Source organism: Microcystis sp. M_QC_C_20170808_M9Col (genome assembly GCF_007095495.1).
Taxonomy (GTDB): domain Bacteria; phylum Cyanobacteriota; class Cyanobacteriia; order Cyanobacteriales; family Microcystaceae; genus Microcystis; species Microcystis aeruginosa.
This window is the reverse complement of record NZ_SFBZ01000270.1, coordinates 1-21,998: the sequence shown is the minus strand read 5'-3', so window position 1 is coordinate 21,998 and position 21,998 is coordinate 1. Positions and strand designations below refer to the sequence as shown.

Annotated in this window: 20 protein-coding genes and 1 pseudogene; 10 read left to right on the top strand and 11 right to left on the bottom strand. The window is 42.3% G+C overall.

The annotated features are described in order from the left end of the window. Positions 1–4: 4 nt before the first annotated feature. The gene (locus EWV68_RS17040) at positions 5–817 is read left to right on the top strand and encodes a DUF362 domain-containing protein (protein WP_061432806.1); all 813 of its coding nucleotides are present in this window, start codon (positions 5–7) and stop codon (positions 815–817) included. 260 nt (positions 818–1,077) lie between these two features. Here the strand turns inward: EWV68_RS17040 and EWV68_RS17035 are convergent, their stop codons facing one another. Both EWV68_RS17035 and EWV68_RS17030 read right to left on the bottom strand, forming a co-directional pair. After that, positions 1,078–1,428, bottom strand: a complete 351-nt coding sequence (locus tag EWV68_RS17035; protein WP_002761960.1) for a Rieske (2Fe-2S) protein — start codon at positions 1,426–1,428, stop codon at positions 1,078–1,080. 8 nt (positions 1,429–1,436) lie between these two features. Beyond that, positions 1,437–2,018, bottom strand: coding sequence for a DUF1997 domain-containing protein (locus tag EWV68_RS17030; RefSeq protein ID WP_061432807.1), 582 nt, complete (start codon positions 2,016–2,018; stop codon positions 1,437–1,439). 854 nt (positions 2,019–2,872) lie between these two features. Here EWV68_RS17030 and EWV68_RS17025 point away from each other — a divergent pair. Continuing rightward, complete coding sequence (locus EWV68_RS17025) at positions 2,873–3,289, top strand: response regulator (RefSeq protein ID WP_061432808.1); 417 nt, start codon at positions 2,873–2,875, stop codon at positions 3,287–3,289. On the opposite strand, the gene EWV68_RS17020 is transcribed toward EWV68_RS17025, so the two are convergent. Next, the gene (locus EWV68_RS17020) at positions 3,290–3,472 is read right to left on the bottom strand and encodes a hypothetical protein (protein WP_061432809.1); all 183 of its coding nucleotides are present in this window, start codon (positions 3,470–3,472) and stop codon (positions 3,290–3,292) included. It abuts the gene before it with no gap. Between the two features lie 233 nt (positions 3,473–3,705). On the opposite strand from EWV68_RS17020, the gene EWV68_RS17015 reads away from it, so the two are divergent. From EWV68_RS17015 to truB, 3 genes are all read left to right on the top strand, one after another. Beyond that, on the top strand, positions 3,706–5,277 hold the full coding sequence (locus EWV68_RS17015) for a hydantoinase B/oxoprolinase family protein (protein ID WP_061432810.1): 1,572 nt from the start codon (positions 3,706–3,708) through the stop codon (positions 5,275–5,277). Between the two features lie 133 nt (positions 5,278–5,410). Next, positions 5,411–6,445 (top strand): tRNA (adenosine(37)-N6)-threonylcarbamoyltransferase complex transferase subunit TsaD, encoded by a 1,035-nt coding sequence (tsaD, locus tag EWV68_RS17010; protein WP_002798926.1) that lies wholly within the window; start codon positions 5,411–5,413, stop codon positions 6,443–6,445. Between the two features lie 265 nt (positions 6,446–6,710). Beyond that, positions 6,711–7,592, top strand: a complete 882-nt coding sequence (truB, locus tag EWV68_RS17005) for a tRNA pseudouridine(55) synthase TruB (RefSeq protein ID WP_061432811.1) — start codon at positions 6,711–6,713, stop codon at positions 7,590–7,592. A gap of 121 nt (positions 7,593–7,713) precedes the next feature. Here truB and EWV68_RS17000 read toward each other — a convergent pair whose 3' ends face one another. From EWV68_RS17000 to EWV68_RS16985, 4 genes are all read right to left on the bottom strand, one after another. Next, a complete protein-coding gene (locus tag EWV68_RS17000) occupies positions 7,714–7,986 on the bottom strand; it encodes a winged helix-turn-helix domain-containing protein (protein WP_194018129.1) in 273 nt (90 codons plus the stop codon). 101 nt (positions 7,987–8,087) lie between these two features. Next, on the bottom strand, positions 8,088–9,134 hold the full coding sequence (gene hisC, locus EWV68_RS16995; protein WP_287170489.1) for a histidinol-phosphate transaminase: 1,047 nt from the start codon (positions 9,132–9,134) through the stop codon (positions 8,088–8,090). A 101-nt stretch (positions 9,135–9,235) separates the two neighbouring features. After that, the gene (gene ispG, locus EWV68_RS16990) at positions 9,236–10,456 is read right to left on the bottom strand and encodes a (E)-4-hydroxy-3-methylbut-2-enyl-diphosphate synthase (RefSeq protein WP_287170487.1); all 1,221 of its coding nucleotides are present in this window, start codon (positions 10,454–10,456) and stop codon (positions 9,236–9,238) included. Positions 10,457–10,490: 34 nt separating this feature from the next. Next, positions 10,491–11,405: an alpha/beta fold hydrolase gene (locus EWV68_RS16985; protein ID WP_287170486.1), complete on the bottom strand. Its 915-nt coding sequence runs from the start codon at positions 11,403–11,405 to the stop codon at positions 10,491–10,493. A gap of 602 nt (positions 11,406–12,007) precedes the next feature. Between EWV68_RS16985 and EWV68_RS16980 the strand changes: the two genes are divergently transcribed. Further along, positions 12,008–12,577, top strand: coding sequence for a TIGR04376 family protein (locus tag EWV68_RS16980; RefSeq protein WP_287170485.1), 570 nt, complete (start codon positions 12,008–12,010; stop codon positions 12,575–12,577). Between the two features lie 187 nt (positions 12,578–12,764). Continuing rightward, on the top strand, positions 12,765–14,486 hold the full coding sequence (gene lysS / locus EWV68_RS16975; RefSeq protein ID WP_287170483.1) for a lysine--tRNA ligase: 1,722 nt from the start codon (positions 12,765–12,767) through the stop codon (positions 14,484–14,486). 116 nt (positions 14,487–14,602) lie between these two features. On the opposite strand, the gene EWV68_RS16970 is transcribed toward lysS, so the two are convergent. From EWV68_RS16970 to EWV68_RS16960, 3 genes are all read right to left on the bottom strand, one after another. Further along, a complete protein-coding gene (locus EWV68_RS16970; RefSeq protein ID WP_287170482.1) occupies positions 14,603–16,249 on the bottom strand; it encodes a DUF3685 domain-containing protein in 1,647 nt (548 codons plus the stop codon). A gap of 58 nt (positions 16,250–16,307) precedes the next feature. Next, positions 16,308–16,748: a Fur family transcriptional regulator gene (locus EWV68_RS16965; protein ID WP_004268517.1), complete on the bottom strand. Its 441-nt coding sequence runs from the start codon at positions 16,746–16,748 to the stop codon at positions 16,308–16,310. A 706-nt stretch (positions 16,749–17,454) separates the two neighbouring features. Beyond that, positions 17,455–17,925, bottom strand: a complete 471-nt coding sequence (locus EWV68_RS16960) for a DUF29 domain-containing protein (RefSeq protein ID WP_287170480.1) — start codon at positions 17,923–17,925, stop codon at positions 17,455–17,457. Between the two features lie 178 nt (positions 17,926–18,103). Between EWV68_RS16960 and EWV68_RS16955 the strand changes: the two genes are divergently transcribed. The 3 genes from EWV68_RS16955 to recN all read left to right on the top strand — a co-directional run bounded on the left by EWV68_RS16955 (position 18,104) and on the right by recN (position 21,859). Beyond that, a complete protein-coding gene (locus tag EWV68_RS16955) occupies positions 18,104–19,162 on the top strand; it encodes a hypothetical protein (RefSeq protein ID WP_061432823.1) in 1,059 nt (352 codons plus the stop codon). 87 nt (positions 19,163–19,249) lie between these two features. Next, positions 19,250–19,930, top strand: a complete 681-nt coding sequence (gene rppA / locus EWV68_RS16950; RefSeq protein WP_287170479.1) for a two-component system response regulator RppA — start codon at positions 19,250–19,252, stop codon at positions 19,928–19,930. Between the two features lie 201 nt (positions 19,931–20,131). Next, positions 20,132–21,859: a DNA repair protein RecN gene (gene recN / locus EWV68_RS16945; protein ID WP_287170478.1), complete on the top strand. Its 1,728-nt coding sequence runs from the start codon at positions 20,132–20,134 to the stop codon at positions 21,857–21,859. 3 nt (positions 21,860–21,862) lie between these two features. Here recN and EWV68_RS16940 read toward each other — a convergent pair. Continuing rightward, positions 21,863–21,998 (bottom strand): annotated as a pseudogene (locus tag EWV68_RS16940) (Uma2 family endonuclease); the annotation flags it as partial.

Below are 21,998 nucleotides of genomic sequence, written 5' to 3'. Positions count from 1 at the left end.
TTCTATGATTACCCAATCCTCAATTACTGCCGGGGTAAAAAATTCAGCTATGGCGGATTTTGTTTATCAACCTCCCCGGGCAGCTATCACAGCTAAACGTATTTTAATTAAACCTAATTTAGGTTATCCTGTGCCACCACCGGTAACGGTTAGTCTGCCGGTATTAAGTCAAGTTTTGCGAGGATTGAGAGGGGTAAATCCAGGGGCAGAAATTATCTTATTAGAGGGAGTATGTTCGGCTATTTCTTTGAGAGAAATTATCGATATTTTGGGAGTAAAATCTATTCTCGATCCCGGAATAACTATTCTTGATGCTGATAGTTTACCACAGCAAGAATATCCGAATATTTCCCCTTTTCCTGTCCGTTTTTCCTCGATGTTTGCCCCTAAAATTATCGAAGAAGTGGATTGTCGGATCACGATTGGAACCTTAAAACGCACCCATTTAAAGGATAAACCCCTGATTTCTGCTTCTTTAAAAAATCTCTATGGACTCTTTCCCCGTAGTCATTATAAGGCCCGTAGTCCTAACTCGCGGGGGCAATTACATCGCCCCTCCGTACCGCTAATTTTACAGGATGTTTATTTTTGTATCGGTCATCTTTTTGATGGGGCAGTGGTGGACGCTAATCTCAAATATTTTAGTAGCAATTGGCGACCGGATCGAGGAAAATCTATTCCTCTCGGTCAAGTGTTTTGGGGTGATGATATGATTAGCGTGGATCGCAGTGCTTGTCTGTTAGGTGATGAACCGATGCCGAGTTATTTAGAGGCGATCGATTTGCTTCGTTCTCAACTTTTGAACGGAACTAATTAGGGTCTGCTGAAAAAGTTTCTTGGTGGGGTTAGGAGTCGGTCGCCGGTCGTCAGGAGGGGAAGTCAGAATAACAGAATGACCTCGCGCAATCCTGTTTAAAAAATATACAGGAGAGTGGGGATCACCGGAGCGGGGGGAAATAATCTATAACTGGATTTTTATGGAAGCGAGCGAGGTGCGTTTGGCATTCTCAAAGATTAACCCATTGTCGGTTAAAGCAACTGCTCTTTAGGTTGCCCAAAACCCCCTCGGTGAGGATGTCAAGCGTCTATCCAGATGCTGCCGTCTTCGATGCGAAGGGGATAAACGGGTAAAGCTTGGGGTTGAGAAACTGCCGCCATCGCTTTGTTAACCACAGGGGGCCAGGTAATCCAGTCTTTGACAGCACCACTACAGAGATCAAACGAACTACGATGCCAGGGACAAACGATCGCGCCGTCTTCGGTAATTTTGCCCTTCGTCATCGATAATTTTAAATGAGGACAACGATTACCGACGGCGTGGAATTGACCGTTATTGTTAATCAAGAGAATGGAACTGTCCCCCACTTTTACCACTTGACGGGCGCCGGGGGCAAGGGAATCTACAGATAATACTTTTGTCCAACTCATATTTTTATTTAACTAAGGGAGAGATCGAGAATCGTTTCGGGGTAATTTTGGGCAATAATGTCCTGTTTAGCCCATTGTTGGTAATCTTGCAACAATTGACTCATTAAACGCTGTTTAATCCGCAATAAAACCCCTTTTAAGAGACTATTACCGGCGATTTCTAACAGCGGACGCGGGGTTAACCATAATGGCGGTGGTAGGGCAACTTTCACCTCAAGATTGGCTTTCCCCGCTAGATAGGTTTGATTATTTTTTTCCACAGGAGCGAGTTTGCCTTTAACATTGAGGCTAAAGCGATCGTTGATATAATCAATACCTTTGATCTGACAGTCTTCTGATTGCAAAAATATCGTCCCCCCAGAGGTAGCCCAGACATTGAGAATAACCGTGGGCTGAAAATAGTACATATTCAAGAAGTTTAGGGGACGCATTTTTAGGCGAAACCGATTCTCAGACAAGTGTTCTGTTAAGCTAGTCTCAACGATAGCCTGTACTAATCTTTGCGGTTGGCGCAGATAATGCTGAATCGGGATGGTTTGTTCGGCAACAACAATTTCTAGGGATTCGGCAGCGGTAAAAGTTACTTCCATAAGTTGGCTATCTTAAATTTGTCTCCCGTCTTAATTTTACTTGACAAAACTTACACTTTTCGACAGTCCAGATGTAGAAATTTTATCGCTAAGAGGGGACACAAACCAGATTTTTGCCCAAAGTTAGGCCTTTTTCAGTGATCAGTGATCAGTGGGGGGTTTTAAGTCAACAGTGGGGGAGAAGGGGAATTATGAATTATGAATTATGAAGTGGGAAGAATAAATAAAAATAATCTCCTGACTCGGAGAATTCTAACCCAATGGTAGATGTTGGATTTTTGCAGGAGTTCTATTTTTCGACAAAGATAAGTAAAAATTATCTATTGAATCCAAAAACTTGAGAATATTTAAATTAACATTCCGCAATATTTACAAATTCTTAAGAATTAATTGAGAAATATTTTTATTTAACAACGATGTTGTAATGGTTACAGCGATTTGATAAAATTTCATAGTCGGTTATTATGTGCTTTTTTAAACAGCAATGGTTGAAACCCTTGCCACACCTACAAGGTAATCCTAATTAAGACGGGTAAATCAGTCAATTTCACCCACAACGATGATCTTTTTTTTGTGTAGTTTTATTGCAAAAAAAAAGTTTTTTTGACAAAAAGCACAAAGTGTGATAGGAACCGAACGTATTTCTAGCTGCCAGTAGTTATTGCAGAGTGGGAGTTGGGGAGAAGGGAGAAGAGCAAAGAGAGAAGAGAGTGGGGGAATTATGAATTATGAATTGGGGGGGTGGGGAGGTGGGGGGGTGGGGAAGTGGGAAGTGTCGTGAAGTTAAGTCCAAAAGATCAACAGGCTCTAGAATGATAACAAGTCAGACCTCCAAGTAAAGAAAAATGATTATAATGAAGCCGAGAGAGCCAATTAAAGTCTTAATTGCCGAAGATCACGAGCTAACTTGTTTAGTAATCAAGACTTTAATTTCCCAGCAGCCGCATTGTCAGGTGGTGGGAATTGCTTTTAATGGTCAACAGGCTATCGCATTGGCGAAAATTTATCAACCAGATGTAATTATTTTAGATGTACGGATGCCTGTCTTAAATGGACAGAGTGCCGCTATTCAGATCAAACAATTCGACCCTTATGTCCGCATTATCGCCTATAGTTCCTTGGCCAATCTTCCCATGGAAAAAAATAATCAAACTACAGCCTTTGATCTATACTGCCCTAAAGATATATCTTCCCAAGATCTGATCAAAGCGATCGATGACTTGGGAAAATTAGCACAATCGGACAAATCTCAATTCCGTCGGGTCGGATAGTTAACCAAGTTTTTCTTCAGGAAAAGTTGCTTGAAACTCATCGAGTAATTCATCCAACTCCTCAAGAGCTTGATTAACATCTAATCTGAGACCCCCAATGTCGGGTTTATCGCGCAATTGCAGTAAATAATCCCGTTTATTGGCCATTTGTTGCACTTTATCGATCAAGCTGGTTTTATCCATAATTCACCCTCTGGTACTGACTGCGATTATATATCAGTCAGCCCCTATCAGTGAACAGTGATCGGTGAACAGTGAACAGCCAGTGATCACTGGTAACTAGATCTCCCGCCAAAATCAAAAATCTTCTCTTGGGTGAGCAGACGGTAAACTCCGAGACAGGAGGAGAAAAAAGACAATAGACAGCTAACTGATAACTGATAACTGATAACTGATAACTGATAACTGACTTTCCTATGTCCCCTCTCAATTCTCACCGCACAGAAATAACTACCGTTGCCGATCCTATTTATCTAGAAATATTTAAAAATCTCTATCAATTTATTGCCGAAGAAATGGGGATTACTCTCCAAAATACGGCAGCAAGTGTCAATATTAAAGAGCGCCTAGACTTCTCCTGTGCTATCTTTGATGAGGTGGGAAATTTAATCGCCAATGCTCCTCATATTCCCGTCCATTTAGGTTCTATGGCCGATAGTGTCAAAAGCTTAATTCAGGATAAAGGTGAGACGATTCGTCCAGGGAATGTTTATCTGGCTAATAATCCTTATAATGGCGGTACTCACCTGCCGGATGTCACAGTAATTAGTCCTATTTTTGACCGCCAAAATCAGGAAATATTATTTTATCTTGCCTCCCGGGGACATCAAGCTGATATCGGTGGAATTACCCCCGGTTCTATGCCTCCCCATTCTGTCCATATTAGCGAAGAAGGAATTTTATTCGATAATTTTTTGCTGGTAGCGGCGGGACAGTTTCGGGAACAAGAATTAATTAATCACTTAACTAATAGTCCTTTTCCTGCACGCAATATCGCCCAAAATATTGCCGATTTTCAGGCACAAATAGCCGCTAATGCCAAGGGGGAAAGAGAATTACATAATATGGTTGAGCGCTACGGATTAGCTATGGTTAAAGCCTATCAACAGTTCGTTCAAGATAATGCGGAATTAGCGGTTAGAAAAGCTATATCTGTCCTGAAAGATGGTGAATTTACTTATTATCTGGATAACGGTGCTGTCATCAAGGTCAGAATTAGCATAGATATTGATAATTGTCAAGCAACCATTGATTTTACTGGCACATCTGACCAGTTAAATAATAATTTTAATGCACCCCTAGCAGTGACAAGAGCGGCGGTTTTATACGTTTTTCGTACCCTTGTGGAGGAGGCAATCCCTTTAAATGCTGGCTGTTTCAAACCCCTCCATTTAATTATCCCATCTGGTTGTTTTCTTAATCCTGTTTATCCGGCGGCCGTGGTAGCGGGAAATGTGGAAACTTCCCAGGCAATAGTTAATGCTTTATACGGCGCTTTAGGCATTCAGGCAGCCAGTCAAGGAACGATGAATAATTTCACTTTTGGCAATCAAGAATATCAATATTATGAGACTATTTGTGGCGGTTCTGGTGCGGGGGCAAATTTTGCGGGAACCGCTGCCGTGCAAACCCAGATGACTAATTCCCGTCTCACCGATCCAGAAGTATTAGAAATGCGCTATCCTGTGTTAGTAGAAAGTTTTAGCATTCGCCACGATAGTGGCGGTAAGGGACAATATTCTGGAGGTGATGGTGTGATTAGAAGAATTAAATTTCAAGAGGCTATGACCGCCAATATTCTCTCGGGTAATCGCCTGATTCCCCCCTTTGGACTGGCGGGAGGAAAAGCTGGTAAAATAGGACGTAATGCCGTGGAAAGAAACGATGGAACTATCGAAGAATTGCCTGGTACTGCGACTGTAGAAATGAACCTTGGTGATATTTTTATTATTGAAACCCCCGGCGGTGGTGGCTATGGAAATTGCTGAACGATAACTTTAATTAAGTACCTAAGCAAAATTAATTACACATATCTAACTACCTTTTGCTTTTTGCCTATTGCCTATTGCCTTTTACCTATCCTAACCAAAAAGTTAATTTTTTCCTATTACTGATTAATTCATGACAATTATCTTAGCGATCGAAACCAGTTGCGATGAAACGGCTGTGGCTATTGTTAACAATAACCTGGTGTTGAGTAGTGTGGTTTCTTCTCAAATTGATCTCCATCGTCTCTATGGCGGTGTTGTGCCGGAAATGGCCTCCCGACAACACCTAGAAACCATTAATTTTTGTCTAGAAAAAGCTTGGCAAGAAACGGGGTTAAATTGGTCAGAAATTGATGGAATAGCCGCCACAGTTGCCCCCGGTTTAGTAGGTGCTTTAATGGTGGGAATGACGGCGGCTAAAACCCTGGCTATTGTCCACGATAAACCCTTTATCGGCATTCATCATCTCGAAGGTCATATCTATGCTTCCTATCTCGCTGAATCTGATCTTAAACCTCCTTTTTTATCTCTTTTAGTCTCTGGGGGTCATACCAGTTTAATCCATGTGCAGGCCTGCGGTAAATATCAACAATTAGGAACCACTAGAGATGATGCAGCCGGAGAAGCTTTTGATAAAGTGGCAAGATTATTAAACTTAAGTTATCCGGGTGGTCCGATAATCGATCGCATGGCTAAAGATGGTAATCCCCAAGCTTTTCCCTTACCTGAGGGTAAAATATCTTTACCAACCGGCGGTTTTCATGCCTACGATTCCAGTTTTAGTGGTTTAAAAACTGCTGTTTTGCGCTTAGTAGAGAAATTCGAGCCAGATAATTTACCTGTAGCTGACATAGCCGCTAGTTTTCAAGATACGGTGGCCAGAAGTTTAACCCGTCGGACAATCAATTGTGCCTTAGATTATGGCTTAAAAACTATCGCAATCGGGGGAGGAGTTGCGGCCAATAGCGCCTTAAGAAATCATCTGGAAACTGCCGCTAAAAATCATCATTTAACCGTCTATTTTCCGCCGCTTAAACTCTGTACCGATAACGCCGCTATGATTGCTCGCGCTGCCGTTGATCATTATGATCTTGGTCATTTTTCTGACCTTTCTATCGGTGTTCGTTCCCGTTTACCTTTAAGCGAAGTTATGCAATTATATAAGTAGGGTTTGCGGCAAAAGGTTTTCGGTGGGGGCAGGGTGTGGGGTGTAGGGTGTAGGGTGTAGGGTTTTAACTATTTTCAGCATGAAGCCCAACGCCCGATCATGTTACGCTACCGCTAACCCATCCTATAAATAATTGCGCCTCCCTACTTAATATTAATACGTCAGATTTTTAGATATCAGCCGTCAGTATTCAGAATTGAGGAGATTGCTTTTATCTATTCTCCCCATCACCCCATCACCCCACCACCCCACTTCATAATTTATAATGTTTGGCTTTTTAAATCTCAATAAACCCCCCGATTGGACTTCTCACGATTGCGTGGCCAAAGTCCGAAAAATTCTTAAGACAAAACGAGTCGGCCATGGGGGAACTTTAGATCCTATGGCTACGGGAGTTTTACCGATCGCCGTCGGGGCTGCCACCCGATTACTGGCCTATTTACCCGAAAATAAGGCTTATCGGGCAAAAATCCAGTTAGGACTCAGCACCGATACCGATGATATTACGGGAAAAGCGATCGCTACTTGTCCCTGGCCCGATTTAACTTTAGAGGCAGTTAAGCCGCATTTAGCGGAATTTATTGGCAATATTGCCCAGATTCCGCCGATGTATAGTGCTATTCACAAGGATGGTCGCCGTCTCTACGAATTGGCACGCAAAGGGGAAATAATCGCAGTGGAGCCTCGTCAGGTCAAAATTGACCAAATTACGGTTTTAGGCTGGTTAGAGGGCGAATTTCCGCAAATAGAGCTAGATATTCACTGTGGATCGGGGACTTATATTCGTTCCCTGGCCAGAGATTTGGGCAAGGTGTTAGCTGTCGGTGGCACTTTAGCCAGTTTAACGCGCACGGAAAGCTGTGGTTTTCAATTAGCCGATAGTATTAATCTGGAAGCTTTAATGGCTAATTCTGAAGGTTTAATTTCGCCTCGCATTGCCTTGGCACATCTAGACTGGATTTCTTTGACATCAGAAAGAATTATCGATTGGTTTCACGGCAGAAAAATTAATCTCACCGATACAAATGTTATGATCGGTTCTCTGGTTGCCGTGGAGTCTTTAGAAGCTCAATTTCTCGGCATTGCTGAGATAGTTGTCCGAGAAGATGAATACTACCTACAGCCTAAAATAGTTATTCAGCAATAGGGTTAATAATTAGGTTCTGCTGAAAAAGTTTTTCGTGGGGACAGGGTGTGGGGTGTGGGGAGAATAAATAAAATAATCTCCTATCTCCTGACTCCTGACGACCGACTACTGACTCCTAACCCTAACAACAGTTTTTGATTTTTACAATAGGTCTAGTATAAACCCACTGATTATGATTTTTTTTGGCCACGACTTTTTTAGAAGCGACCAAAGATTTTAGACAAAGATTGAGCATAGAAACGGGACGATTTAAGCGCTCACTCAATTCTTGAACTGTGATTCCTTGAGGATAAAATTGCATAAGTTCAAAAATTTGTGCGCTAGTATTTAGTCCTTTTGTCGGACTAATAATCTTGATAGCCAAGGCTAGTAATCGGGAGAAACGACAGGCCATTAGACCATTGTTTGTCGCTGCTTTGTTCCGATCGATCTAGCCTTTTTTTTGAGAAGTTATCAGGGTTTAAAGTGCTAATAAATCCTCGACGGAAATAGAGATTAATTTGTTCCCATAATCTCTTGAATAGCAGATAAAAGGCGATCAATCTCCCCATCGGTCCCGATAGAAATCCGCACATAATTCTGAATGCGAGGATGTTTAAAATATCGCACTAATATCTGACGCTCTTTGAGTTGATTATATAACTCACTGGCACTAATGTTGGGGGGAGAAGCGAGGATAAAATTAGCTTCCGAGTCAAAAACAATAAATCCCAACTCGCGCAGAGAAGTAATTAAACGGCTGCGGGTTTGACGGACTTTTTGCCAAACTTCCTCAAAATAATTATTTTGTTTTAAAGCTGCTGTGGCTAAAGTTTGAGCGATGCGATCTAAATTATAGGAATCACGCACCTTATCCATCTGTTCGATAATGGCCCTGGAAGCAAACCCGAAACCGACTCTTAACCCCGCTAAACTATAACTTTTCGACATAGTGCGACTAATGATGACATTATCGTAACGGGAGAGAAAATCGAGATGATTGTCATCACTAAAATCCACATAAGCTTCATCAATTAATACCAATCCCGACGCATTAGCACAGGTTGCTTCTAAATAGTCGCGCTCAAGATGTTTCCCGACGGGAGGATTAGGAGAAGCTAGAAAAATTAATTTCGCTTCCGGACAAATAATCGGTCCGGCTAATTCAAATTTATCATTAGTGGGAAATTCGATAATATTTGCCCCGTGTACCCGGGCAATTGTCTCGTAAAGGGAATAGGTTAAATCCAAAAAAGCGACACTTTCACACGGGTTAACAAAGGTACGCAGGGCGATATTAAGTATATCATCAGACCCATTACCCGCGATTATCTGATCGGCTGCTATGCCGTATAATTCCGCCGCCGTTTGCCGTAACTCTTTGGAGATAGGATCGGGATAGAGTCGGACTTTCTCTAATTGCTCTGGCAGGTGGGAAAAAATTTCCGCCGGTGGGGGATAGGGATTCTCATTGGTGTTAAGTTTGGTAAATCCCGCGCTTTGGGGCTGTTCTCCCGGAGTGTAAGCGGGGGTTTGACGAACACAATCGCGTGTAGGTAGCATGGACTCTCTGGGGCGGCAATTTCTAGCAAGCTTTCCATTATAACAAATCCTCGCCGATGATCGGGGGTTGCATAGATGTCAACCCCCAATGGTAAAACTAATTAAGGTTCTACCCAACGGCCATCGGCTTTAATTAAATTAATCAACTCGGTTACACCTTCACTTTCGGGGACCCGTTTAATTTCCTCGCGACCGCGATAAAGGGAGATATAACCGGCCTGTTTCCCTACATAACCATAGTCTGCGTCGGCCATTTCTCCCGGTCCGTTGACAATACAACCCATAACGGCGATATCGAGTCCGGTGAGGTGTTGAGTAGCTCCCCGCACTTGCTGCAGGACATCTTCTAAATTAAAAAGAGTGCGACCACAGGAAGGACAGGCAACGTATTCGACCATAGTTTTCCGCAGTCCCAGGGCCTGGAGAATGCTGTAACAGACGGGAATTTCCTTTTCGGGAGCTTCCGTCAGAGAAACGCGAATCGTATCACCAATACCGTCCGCTAAGAGAGTGGCAATCCCGGCAGTGGATTTAATTCGTCCGTATTCCCCATCTCCTGCCTCAGTAACCCCCAAATGCAGGGGATAATCCATACCTAACTCGTCCATGCGCTTAACCATGAGACGATAGGCGGCTACCATAACTGGCACGCGGGAAGCTTTCAGGGAAATGACCAGATTGCGAAAATCGAGGGATTCGCAGATGCGGATAAATTCTAAAGCCGACTGTACCATTCCTTCGGGGGTGTCGCCGTAGGTAAAGAGCATTCTTTCGGCCAGAGAACCGTGGTTAACGCCGATTCGCATCGCTTTATCTTGATCTCGCAGGGAAACTACTAAAGGTTTCAGAGTTTCGGCTATTTTTTCGCCAATTTCATCAAATTCTGCTTGACTATACTCGCTGCGGTCGGCTTTCGGTTTCTCGAAAACGTACAAACCGGGGTTAATCCGCACTTTATCGACGTGCTTGGCCACTTCTAGGGCGATTTTCATGCCGTTGTGATGTACATCGGCTACTAACGGCACAGGTTGATAGGTGGCGAGCAGTTTTTCCCTAATTTTAGCTAAAGCGGTGGCGTGAACCAGACTCGGCACGGTGACGCGGACAATTTCACAGCCGATTTCATGGAGGCGACGGATACCGGCCACGGAACCATCTATATCAAGGGTATCCTCGTTAATCATCGACTGCACGACCACGGGATGACCACCACCGATGGTAACGCTACCTACCTGGACGGGACGGGTTTTGCGCCGGTGAATCGTGGTGTCGAATTCGGAGGCAGTTGCGGGAGGGTTGAGCGTCGATTCCAAGGTTTGCATAGGACTATCACCAACAATCACTCTCCCTATTCTCTCAAAGAACAGGAACAGATTCTAGCCACTCTAATAAAATTGGGTTAAAACGGTCAGGACATTCATCCTGTAAACAATGACCGGCCCGGTCAAATTCTACATATTTAATCCTAGGATTAAGGGAGACAAAACCCTGGGCTAACTGGACGGGAACCATCCGATCTTGCTTGCCCCAACATAATAAAATCGGGATTTGTAAGCGTGGTAAAATTAACTTTGCCGGTGGACAATATTCGGGATGATTGACAGCTTGTGCCAGGGAAATAAAGGCCTCGGCTGCCCCCTCATCTAGGGTTGGGGCGGCGATAATTTGTACTAATTCGTCGCTAACTGCTTTCTTGTCTTCGTAGGCGATTCCTGTCCATTTTTTCAAGACTTGCGGACGACGCAGATAGTAAAAAATCGGTTTTAATAGCCAAGGAGAAGTGAAAAAGTTTTCGATGGGAGTGACGATATTTAATAACCAATCGGCGATCATTTCCCGCCGACGGCTGACATCGGGTAAACTGAGCATAACTAATCCGGCTACCATTTCTGGGTATTTACCCCCTAGGGCCATACTAACTAAAGAACCGATCGAATTTCCCACTAATACCACTGGTCTATTGATAAAAGTTTGCCAGAAATCGTGTATTTGTTCCACCCAGAGATTAACGCTATAGGGAACCTGTACTTTGCGCGAACCACCGAAACCTAATAAATCTACCGCATAAACTCGATGATTTTGGCTGAGAATAGGAATATTATGTCGCCAATGTTCGATCGCCGCTCCAAATCCATGCAGTAAAATTAAAGGGGGTTTATCGGCATCTTGGGGGTTTTTTGCCGGCATAAAACTATAACGAATTTGCCAACCGCGCCACACCCAATCCCGTTGATAACCGATGCGTTCTGTCCAAGCTGGTGAAGTTGTCACTTAAGTCAAACAATTAAGAGGTTTTCAGGAAATATTACTCTAAGTAGGTAGGAGTTAAAAATTATCAGATGCCCCCCTTATTAAGGGGGGACTAAGGGGGGATCGGCACCCCCCTTATCAAGGGGGGCAGGGGGGATCGGCACCCCCCTTATCAAGGGGGGCAGGGGGAATCGAACCTAAAATCCATTTTTAATTTAATTATAACCAGCTACTTAGTTTTATTATACTGGTTTCCCCGTCCCTAACCGGCAGCCGAATAACATTTTTGTACTACTTTTCCCAAATATATTTAGGGTTTGCTGAATAAATCTAAAAACCTTGTTGGGTAAACCTTTTAGACTTTTTGTCAATCAAAAAGTACCAGGCATGGGAGTGATCAGGGGGAAAATTCAGGTACTTTTTCCCTGAAAATTAGGTAATTGGCCACTTCAAAACCGGTAAAACCCCACACCCCACACCCCACACCCCACACCCTGCCACCACCGAAAAACTTTTTCAGCAGACCCTATTTAAATCTAGGGTTGATCTAGCCTATGCTAAAAAGAGGGGGATTAAAATCGATCGCTCCTAGACTTTAATTGAAAATTTAGGATATTGCACAGATGGGCAATCTATTTGATGATGTCAGTCGCTTTCTTGAAACCCAACTGGAAGAATTTCTCAGAAGTCATCCCCAATTAGAATTACAGGCGCTGGTGGAACAACTGCGCGAACAGGAGCGCGATACTGCTAAACTGATTAGCGCCCTAGAAAATGAGCGTCAACGTCTCGAACAGCAAATTTTGGCCACTGCCCAAGATATCCAAACTTGGCACGCTAGAATTGATAAGGCTAAGGCCGCTGGACGGCAGGACTTGCTGAAGGCTGCTAATGAACGCGAGGCGGCCCTATTTCGTCAGGGTAATCAACTTTGGGGACGGATGGAAGGGGTGAAAAAACGTCTGAGTCAATCCCAAGAGTTACTGCAACAGGTCCAACAACGTCGTCAAGAAGTGCAAATTAAAGCCGAAAAAGCCCCTAAAAATCAATCCCGTGACTGGGAAACCACTTTTTGGGATCAACCCCAAGAATCGGACTATCAGCGCTCGAACTACGATAATCTCGATCTAAAATTTAAAGAATGGGAAATGGAAGAAGAATTGAAAAAATTAAAGCGAGAAATGGGACGATAATTACTGTTATTAGGGGAAGTGGGGAAGTGGGGAAGTGGGGAAGTGGGGAAGTGGGGGAATTTCGACTAAAACCCTAAAACCCCAACGCCCCAACACCCCAACATTCCAACATCCCAACATCCCAACACCCTAAAACCCCAAAACCCAACACCTATAAATCCCCCAGAATTGTTCCTCTTAGAAAACGATGGCATCTCAAGCACAAAATCCTGAAAATCAACCCTCCTCTACCCTCGAAGAAATCCGGGCCGCTCGTTTAGAAAAAGTGGCAGGATTGCAAAAAGCTGGCTTAAATCCCTACGCTTACCATTGGAAATCTACTGCTCATGCTCAACAATTACAAGAGCAGTACGCTGACTTAGCACCGGGGGAAGAAATTAGCACAGAAGTAGCAATTGCTGGTCGGATTATTGCCCGAAGAATTATGGGTAAACTAGCCTTTTTTAACCTGCAAGATGAAACGGGAACGATTCAATTATACCTCGATAAAAAACGCATTAGTGAAACCATGGCCGCCGTGCCGAATGCCTTTAACACGGTGATTAAACTGACCGATACCGGCGATATTTTAGGAGCAAAAGGCACAATTAAACGCACAGAACGCGGGGAATTATCTATCTATGTAAACGAGTACGAAATTCTCACCAAATCCCTCTTACCTCTCCCGGATAAATGGCACGGTTTAACCGATGTAGAAAAACGTTATCGACAAAGATATGTAGATTTAATTGTTAATCCGGAAGTGCGACAAACTTTTCGCCGTCGCGCCCAAATTACCGCTGCCATTCGCAGATATTTAGACCAAGAAGGTTTTATTGAAATTGAAACTCCCGTGCTACAAAGTGAAGCGGGAGGAGCCGATGCTAGACCGTTTATCACCTATCATAATACGCTGGAGATGGAGTTATATCTCCGCATTGCCACCGAGTTACATCTAAAAAGATTGATAGTCGGGGGTTTTGAAAAAGTCTTCGAGTTAGGCAGAATTTTTCGCAATGAAGGGGTTTCTACTAAACACAACCCCGAGTTTACTTCCATCGAAATCTATCAGGCCTACGCCGATTATTATGACATGATGGAGTTAACCGAAAACATTATCGTTAACGCTGCACAAGATGTTTTAGGTACGCTGAAAATCACCTATCAAGACAGGGAAATTGACCTAACTCCCCCTTGGCGACGAGTGACTATGCACGAATTAGTCCAAGAAATAACTGGGGTTGACTTGAATAGTTTTGAGGATTTCGAGTCGGCTCGTATTGCCGCAGAAAATGCCGGCATTGGCGTTCCAGAGGACTGTAAAACCATCGGTAAGCTCTTAAATGAAGCTTTTGAGCAAAAAGTCGAAGAAACCCTAATACAGCCCACTTTTGTGCTAGATTTTCCCGTGGAAATTTCGCCTTTAGCTAAACCTCATCGCTCAAAAACTGACCTCGTAGAAAGATTTGAATTATATGTGGTTGGACGGGAATTAGCTAATAGTTTTTCTGAGTTAACCGATCCCATCGATCAACGGCAAAGATTAGAAGCACAGGCACTCAAAAAAGCGGCTGGAGATTTGGAAGCGCAGGGAGTTGATGAGGACTTTTTAACCGCTTTAGAATACGGAATGCCCCCCACGGGAGGCTTAGGAATTGGCATCGATCGCCTGATCATGTTATTAACCGATTCTGCCAGTATTCGCGATGTGATTGCTTTCCCCTTATTAAAAAGTCAAAGTACAGCGATTAAATCTTTTGACTACGATCAGGACAAAAAAATTCTGAAAGTGGAATTTAATCACGGTGGTATCTATCTTTACCATGATCTACCTTTGGCAGTATATAAAGATTTTCAGTCCGCACCATCGAAAGGACAGTTTTTTGTCGGACAAATTCGCGATAAATACAGTTTTGACAAGGAATTGTAAAAGTTAGTGTCACTTCAGTTATCAGTTATCAGTTATCAGTTATCAGTTATCAGTTATCAGTTATCAGTTATCAGTTATCAGTTATCAGTTATCAGTTATCAGTCATAATTTATAATTCATGATCCCTTCTTACCTTTGACTTCCTGCCAAGTGTTACCAACTCCCTGTAAAACCCCGCGAACTACTAAACCAATACCGCGACCGATAACTTGGATAAGGATATAGACTACTCCCTTACCCACCACCCGAAAAAAAGCGCGTAAACGAGGAGATAAAGAGTCTCTTAATTCTAAGGCGATCGAAACTAACCAGGGTATGCCTGTTAAACTATTTAATTCTTCCTGTCGAGGGGAATAAATGGCTAGAGATTGGATTTCTCCCTCGCTATAGTGAAATAATTGATATTGACTTTCAAAGATATCTTTGGGGTCTTGCCAATATTGTTGCCGTCGGTATTTCCAAGATAATTCATTGCGGATTTTAGCTAATTTTCTGGCGATGAGAAATTCTGAACGGTAAAGTTTTTGTTTGACTCTTTCGGATTCCGAGAAGTTATTGAGAATAATTACCGTCACTGCATTGGCAATATTATGAATGAGATTTTGCAGGAGAATTTCGGCTCTGGCGATGGTTTCAGGAGCATTAGCTCGGTATCCTACTCCGTCAATAGTTAGACTATTTTCGTACAATAAATAGGAAAATAAGTCAAGAGTAAAAGGAATTTTATTGAGGATTTCTGTTTGAATTGCCTCTCTTTCTTCCAGAATAATTTCGTTAAGTCTGCTTTTACTAATTTCGTCAGAAACCGAGGCATTAATTTCTAAAAATTTACGGGTAACTTTCTCCCAGATATCGTAAATAATCAGATTTAAGCGACTGGTTAATTCCCCGCTGCTAATCTGTAAATATCTCATTTCATCGACATTTTTGCGAATTTCATCGAGAACTAAATACAATAATTCCCGTTGCCGATTATCCTGTAAAACATCAATTTCAAAACTAATCTTTGTTCTATTAATTAAAGGCGATCGAATGACCGCTAAAGTGGACTCAAAAACCGCCGAAACACAGAGGGGACGCTCGCGGCTTAAAATTGGTAATTCCCGATCGATATTGTTAATTATTATCGGAGGTGTCGCTGAAGCTGAATTGTAAGAGCTACCTTCCAGGGGAATTAGTTTTCTCACTAGCAATAGGGCTGCTAAAAGTTCTCGTTTTCTCCCCTGCCAATAAAAGCGATCAAAGCCGGATAAAGACTGTTGATTGAGATGGAGATCAATTAAATGTAATTCACTTTCGATGCGATTTAATCCCGTTTTGCCGGCAGTGATTAACCAATGGCTAGGGGCTAAACTTGAACGAGTAGCAATGGTGAGAGCAGAAGGGGCAACATCGTGGGTTTCATCCCGGGAAATTTGCCCTAAAATAGTGATAAATTGCTCTAGGTTTGTGCCTTTGGGAATATAACCAGCGATGCCTAATTCTCTGGCGATTAGTTGCTGTCGGGAATCGAGAGGAAAGGTTAATAAAACAATTTTACTTTCGGGATAGCGAGAGTGGAGAATTTCACAGTAAGACCAATCAAAGAGAGGATCGATAATAATAATTTCGGGGGAGGGATTTAGAGTCAAAGCGAAAATTGTTTCTAAATCCCCTTCGGTGACGATACTAATATTTTCTATCTGCGACAAGGCCTGCACCAGACCCAAGCGGAAAATCGGGTCATTATCGATGATAATTAGGGTGAGAGGGCGATCGATCACAAGAGTTGCCGCCTGTCAACGGATACTATTCACAGGGTCAATTATACAGTTATCTGGCTCATTTGTTTTGTTTATAGCCATAGAAATCGATGCGATAATCGGTAATTTTTACCCCCGTCGATGCCTCAATCTGTTTAATTAATTCCGGGGGAAGTTGGATATGCACATCGATGATTTCTTGACTGTCCAGACAATTGACGTGACTGTGGGAATCGCTGATGTTGCCGTAGAGTCTGCCGTCCCAGCGTTCCACAGATTCGATAATGCCTTGACCCGATAGAGCCTCTAGGTTTTGGTACACTGAGGTATGACCGATGTTCTTTCCTTGCAGATTGAGACGATCATAAATTTCTCTCGCTGATAGGTGTTCCTGCGCTTGCCACAGCAATTCTAAAATATAGCGACGCTGACGACTAACCCGCATTCCTAAAGTTTGACACCTTTCGATCGCATCTTCTAAACACCGGATCGGTTTTTGTTTTACCTCCAAATTGTCCATAGTTGCGTCCGTTGACCTCCGCCCTAATACATAGTCATTACCAGTTTAGCTTAGTCTTTCGATCGATGTCCACATTGCGCCAGTTTTCAGCCCCTCTTACGGCGGTTATCTCATACTAAATCCTGTTTAAAAAGTATAGGAGATTAGGGAGAAGGGAGAGGAGTTTGAGCATTTCTACTAAAATTCTCGACCTGCACAATTCTGGCTTTAAGTCAATAGCCTTTACAAAACTTCAAAAATTGCAACATAAAAAAATTTCATCACTAGCGGCTTTTTTTGGGCAAGAGTATCAACACAGTCCCCTGATTGTCTTGGTTTTCCGTTGATTTAAGGTTTAATGCTTAAACTAAGCCCACAGCATACCACGATCATACCATATTATTAAATGTAGGCAACCCCGATTTACAGCCAAATTTTGGCAAATTCTGGGAAAATCAAAATGTTGTAACTTACTTGTTACATTTAACTAATCGCCCCAAATATTTAAATATTTTAATTATTTACCTTAAATTTATAATTTTTACTTATTCTTGAAGGCTGATTAACTAGGGTTGGGCAAAAAAGCTTGCAAGCTCTATTTAAAGTCAGTCGAATCGCTTAGTATCGGGAAACAGATGTGACTTGTATAGCTTCCCAGTTTTTGAGATTTGAAGACTTTTTAGAAGCATTTTGAAAGTGTCTTAGCCGATGGATTAAATATGAATTATCAGCCATAGAAATCTTCATCAAGAATCTGTTCTAAGGAAAAAGGGCAGTCTAAGGGATATGCTTCCTCTGGAGGAATCGCAATTCCAAAGTCAGCCAATTTACTTTCCTTGATGGCAATTTTGCGACCTTTAGGATAGGTTTTATCGATGGCGATTGCTACATGAGATTTCAAAGAAGGGGTGTTTTCTAGTAAGGCGATAACTCGTTCCCTGTGTTCGACAATGGAGCTATACCAGCTAGATTTCATGCTTTCAGTGGCGGAGGATTGTACTTTTAATTTCAGTAAATGAGCCAGCAAAATCATTAAATTTCCTTCCAAGGCATTTTTATCTGATTTACCCAATTCTTTTAACTCCTCAACCAAATGAGATACATCTAATGCCTGAAAATCTCCTTGTTCTAACTGACCTATTGTTGTTATCAGCCATAATTGAAAATCTTGTTCATAGAGTTCTGATTTAGTTATCATAATTGCTTCGATAATAGTTAATCTAGACTGAATTATACTCTATTTTGCGGATTTCGGATGTTTCTAGCGGTAAATATTAAGTTTTACTACAGGATTTAACATCTGCGCCTATGCCCTATTCCCTTATCCTTAGGATAGGCGGTTAAAATACATCTTAGCTTAAGGACTAGAGAATATTATGAGACTAGAAAGAGAAGATTTTGATTGGGCAGTACAACAAAACCTAATTACTGCCAGCCAAGCTGAAAATTTATGGACGGCTTTTTTATCCCGTTATCCCCAAGAAGATGAAGTTAATCGCCCTCGCTTTAATTTTGCTAATGTGGCCTACTATTTTGGGGCGTTAATTGTCATCTCCGCCCTGGGGTGGTTTATGAACAAAGCTTGGGAGAGTTTCGGCGGTGCGGGACTATTTTTTATCGCCCTGTTTTATGCAATTTGTTTTATTTTCACCGGTAAAAATCTCTATTTTCAGCAAAATCTCAAAATCCCCGGCGGCCTTTTATTTACCATGGCAGTGGCAATGACTCCCTTAGCAATCTATGGTTTACAACGCTGGACAGGATACTGGCAAGCAGGAAATATGGCCATTTATCCAGATTTCTATACCTGGACTAAAGGCAGTTGGTTTTTAATGGAATTAGGCACGATTATCGCAGGATTAATAACTTTGCGATTTGTTAAATTTCCTTTCTTAACTGCACCGATCGCTTTTAGTCTGTGGTATATGTCAATGGACTTAACCCCTTTACTATTTGGAGAGGACGAATATACATGGAGAGGACGACTGTGGGTATCCTTTTGGTTGGGAATTGCCTGTTTAATAACGGCCTATTTAATTGATGTACGTCAGCGTCGCAGTCGGGGAGATTTTGCTTTTTGGCTATACCTATTCGGATTAATTATGTTTTGGTTTAGTCTATCTCTCCTCATTGATGATAATGAAGCGCAACGATTTTTGTACTGTCTAATTAACTTGGGATTGATGTTATTATCCGTCCTGCTAAAAAGAAGATTATTTGTGGTTTTTGGAGGTATCGGAGTATTTGCCTATCTTTCCTATCTCTCCTATCGTCTCTTTGCCGATTCAATTTTCTTTCCCTTTGCCCTAACCGCCCTGGGACTTGGTATTATCTATATGGGAGTTTTGTATCAGCGTCATTACCAAACCCTAGCTAGATTTATTGAAAGTTATATCCCTCTCGAATGGCGCAATTTATTACCCAAAGATCGATAATTAGGAGAAATGGGGATATGGGGAAATGGGGAGATTCAACTAAAAAACCCCAACACCCCAACACCCGACACCATCTTTTTTACTTTTATGAAAATACTTATCGTTGACGATGAAAAAGAATTAACCGAACCCTTAGAACAAATTCTTGCTCAAGAAGGCTATGACGTTGATATTGCTGATAATGGTCGGACGGGTTTAGAATTGGCACAAGAGAATAATTATGACCTCTTAATTCTCGATTGGATGTTACCCCAGCAATCCGGATTACAAATCTGTCAATATTTACGCAATCAAGGGGACACCACTCCCGTTTTGTTTCTAACCGCTAAGGATACCATAGATGATCGAGTGGCGGGATTAGATGCCGGTGCTGATGATTATTTAGTCAAACCCTTTCAACTGCGAGAATTATTAGCGAGAGTCCGCGCTTTATTGCGTCGTTCTCCCAATTTTGAAGCTAGTAATAGCAGTAAATTAAAATCTGCTGATTTAGAACTCGATAGCGAAAATCAAGTGGCCTATCGTCACGGTCGCACGATCAGTTTATCAGCAAAAGAAATACAATTGTTGACTTTATTTATGACCCATCCTGGTCAACTTCTCACCCATGAACAAATTTATCAGCATCTCTGGTCAGAAGGAGAGCAACCTAATAGTAATGTGGTTCCTGCCCTGATGCGTTTGCTGCGTCGTAAAATCGAAGCGGCCGGAGAAACACCTCTAATTAATACTGTCTATGGGAAGGGCTACCGTTTCGGGGAAAATTAGGGAATGTTGAAAGATAATGAGAATAAGTAACTGGTTATAATTAAATTAAAAATGGATTTTAGGTTCGATCCCCCCTGCCCCCCTTAATAAGGGGGGTGCCGATAGGCGGGGGGATCCCCCCTTAATCCCCCCTTATTAAGGGGGGTGTCTGATAATTTTTAACGCCTACCTACTTAGCAACTGATTACTGATTACCGATATATGTTATCCTGCCTACAAATTCAAAATTTTACCCTCATCGATCGCTTAGAATTAACTTTCGGCAGCGGATTAAATGTACTGACCGGTGAGACGGGGGCAGGAAAATCAATTATATTAGATGCGATCGATATTGTTCTCGGGGGTAAAGTCAATCATCGCGTCATCCGTCAGGGAAGCCAACAATCAACCCTAGAAGCGACTTTTTCTCTGACTCCAGAATTAATTGCTTGGCTAGAAAGTCAGGAAATTGACCCATTAGAGGATAATAGTCTGACCATCAGCCGGGAATTAGTGATTACTAATAATTCCTTGCGTTCTCGTTCTCGGATTAACGGAGTCGTCGCTAATCGCCAACAAATGGCGCAAATAAGAGATTTTTTGGTAGAAATCACCGCCCAAGGTCAAACAGTTCAGTTAATGGACGCTAATCGACAGAGGGAATTATTAGACCTCTACGGGGGTGAATCGCTGCTGCGGCAGCGGGAAAAGGTAGCCATAGCCTACGTTAACTGGCAAGAAAGCAAGAATATTTTAAATAATAGGTTGCAATCGGAACAAAATCGCCTACAGAGATTAGATTTATTAGAATATCAACTAAAAGAACTAGAATCAGCTAATTTAACTGACGCTGACGAGTTGGAACAGTTGGAACAGGAAAGAAACCGACTCTCCCACGGTGTCGATTTGCAAAATTCCAGCTATCAAGTCTATCAACTCCTCTACCAAAACGATCGCGATCAACCGGCCGTCGCCGATTTGTTAGGAAAAGCTGAAAATATCTTGACAAATATGATGGTTTATGATACAAGTTTAGAGCCAATTTTAGAGATGGTGCGATCGGCATTAAATCAGGTGGTGGAAGCGGGACAGGAAATCAACGTTTATGGGGATAGTCTAGAGGCAGATCCCGAGAGATTGAACGAGATAGAAGAGAGAATTGTCCAACTTAAGCGCATTTGTCGCAAATATGGCCCAAGTTTAGCCGAAGCGCTCGATTATTATCAGAAATTACAGCAGGAATTAGCGGAGTTGACGGGAGAAGGACAATCCATTGAAGAATTAGAAAAAATTTGTCAGCAACAGGAAAACATCTATCGAGAAACTAGCACCCAGTTGACCTTTTTGCGACAAGAAACCGCTAGTCAACTAGAAAAACAATTGGTACAGGAATTAAAACCTTTAGCCATGGAAAAGGTGATTTTTGTCTGTCGGATTAACCCGGGTAATCCTAGCAGTCTGGGAGTCGATCAAGTGGTATTTTATTTTAGTCCCAATCCGGGGGAAAAAATCCAACCTTTATCCAGTACCGCTTCTGGAGGAGAAATGAGTCGTTTTCTCCTAGCGTTAAAGTCCTGTTTTTCCCAATCCCAATCGGCAGCAGCAACCCTAATTTTTGATGAAATTGATGCGGGAGTATCGGGAAAAGTTGCCCAAGCAATTGCCGATAAATTAGATCAATTAGGTCAACAATATCAAGTTTTGTGCGTTACTCATCAACCCTTAGTGGCTGCTTTAGCTGATCACCATTTTCGAGTTTATAAACAAATGATTGCCGAAGATAATCCCACTAATCTCTCGAAAATTCGCACGGTTGTCCGGGTTACTTCTCTTGATAATCGTCAGACGAGAAGGGAAGAATTGGCACAATTAACGGGAGGAAATTCGGCAGCAGATGCCATCGCTTTTGCCGAGTCTTTATTGGAGAAAGCGGCTGCCAAAAAACAGTAAGATTTAACCTTGAAATTGACTGATTAACCAACGTCCCACCTGACTTTGATCTCTGGTGCGTGCCTGTTGTAAAGCTGACTCTAAAACCGCAAGTTTTAAATTAGGTAAAACCTTTGATATATCAATTCTTTTGCTACCT

What these genes read in the sequence shown, in the direction of transcription:
- rppA (WP_287170479.1), top strand. Translation starts at nt 19,250, where the DNA reads ATGAAAATACTTATCGTTGACGATGAAAAAGAATTAACCGAACCCTTA.
- EWV68_RS17020 (WP_061432809.1), bottom strand. Translation starts at nt 3,472, where the DNA reads ATGGATAAAACCAGCTTGATCGATAAAGTGCAACAAATGGCCAATAAA.
- recN (WP_287170478.1), top strand. Translation starts at nt 20,132, where the DNA reads ATGTTATCCTGCCTACAAATTCAAAATTTTACCCTCATCGATCGCTTA.
- EWV68_RS17015 (WP_061432810.1), top strand. Translation starts at nt 3,706, where the DNA reads ATGTCCCCTCTCAATTCTCACCGCACAGAAATAACTACCGTTGCCGAT.
- lysS (WP_287170483.1), top strand. Translation starts at nt 12,765, where the DNA reads ATGGCATCTCAAGCACAAAATCCTGAAAATCAACCCTCCTCTACCCTC.
- EWV68_RS16960 (WP_287170480.1), bottom strand. Translation starts at nt 17,925, where the DNA reads ATGATAACTAAATCAGAACTCTATGAACAAGATTTTCAATTATGGCTG.
- EWV68_RS16980 (WP_287170485.1), top strand. Translation starts at nt 12,008, where the DNA reads ATGGGCAATCTATTTGATGATGTCAGTCGCTTTCTTGAAACCCAACTG.
- EWV68_RS17000 (WP_194018129.1), bottom strand. Translation starts at nt 7,986, where the DNA reads ATGGCCTGTCGTTTCTCCCGATTACTAGCCTTGGCTATCAAGATTATT.
- EWV68_RS17030 (WP_061432807.1), bottom strand. Translation starts at nt 2,018, where the DNA reads ATGGAAGTAACTTTTACCGCTGCCGAATCCCTAGAAATTGTTGTTGCC.
- EWV68_RS17040 (WP_061432806.1), top strand. Translation starts at nt 5, where the DNA reads ATGATTACCCAATCCTCAATTACTGCCGGGGTAAAAAATTCAGCTATG.
- EWV68_RS17025 (WP_061432808.1), top strand. Translation starts at nt 2,873, where the DNA reads ATGAAGCCGAGAGAGCCAATTAAAGTCTTAATTGCCGAAGATCACGAG.
- hisC (WP_287170489.1), bottom strand. Translation starts at nt 9,134, where the DNA reads ATGCTACCTACACGCGATTGTGTTCGTCAAACCCCCGCTTACACTCCG.
- tsaD (WP_002798926.1), top strand. Translation starts at nt 5,411, where the DNA reads ATGACAATTATCTTAGCGATCGAAACCAGTTGCGATGAAACGGCTGTG.
- EWV68_RS16955 (WP_061432823.1), top strand. Translation starts at nt 18,104, where the DNA reads ATGAGACTAGAAAGAGAAGATTTTGATTGGGCAGTACAACAAAACCTA.
- ispG (WP_287170487.1), bottom strand. Translation starts at nt 10,456, where the DNA reads ATGCAAACCTTGGAATCGACGCTCAACCCTCCCGCAACTGCCTCCGAA.
- truB (WP_061432811.1), top strand. Translation starts at nt 6,711, where the DNA reads ATGTTTGGCTTTTTAAATCTCAATAAACCCCCCGATTGGACTTCTCAC.
- EWV68_RS17035 (WP_002761960.1), bottom strand. Translation starts at nt 1,428, where the DNA reads ATGAGTTGGACAAAAGTATTATCTGTAGATTCCCTTGCCCCCGGCGCC.
- EWV68_RS16965 (WP_004268517.1), bottom strand. Translation starts at nt 16,748, where the DNA reads ATGGACAATTTGGAGGTAAAACAAAAACCGATCCGGTGTTTAGAAGAT.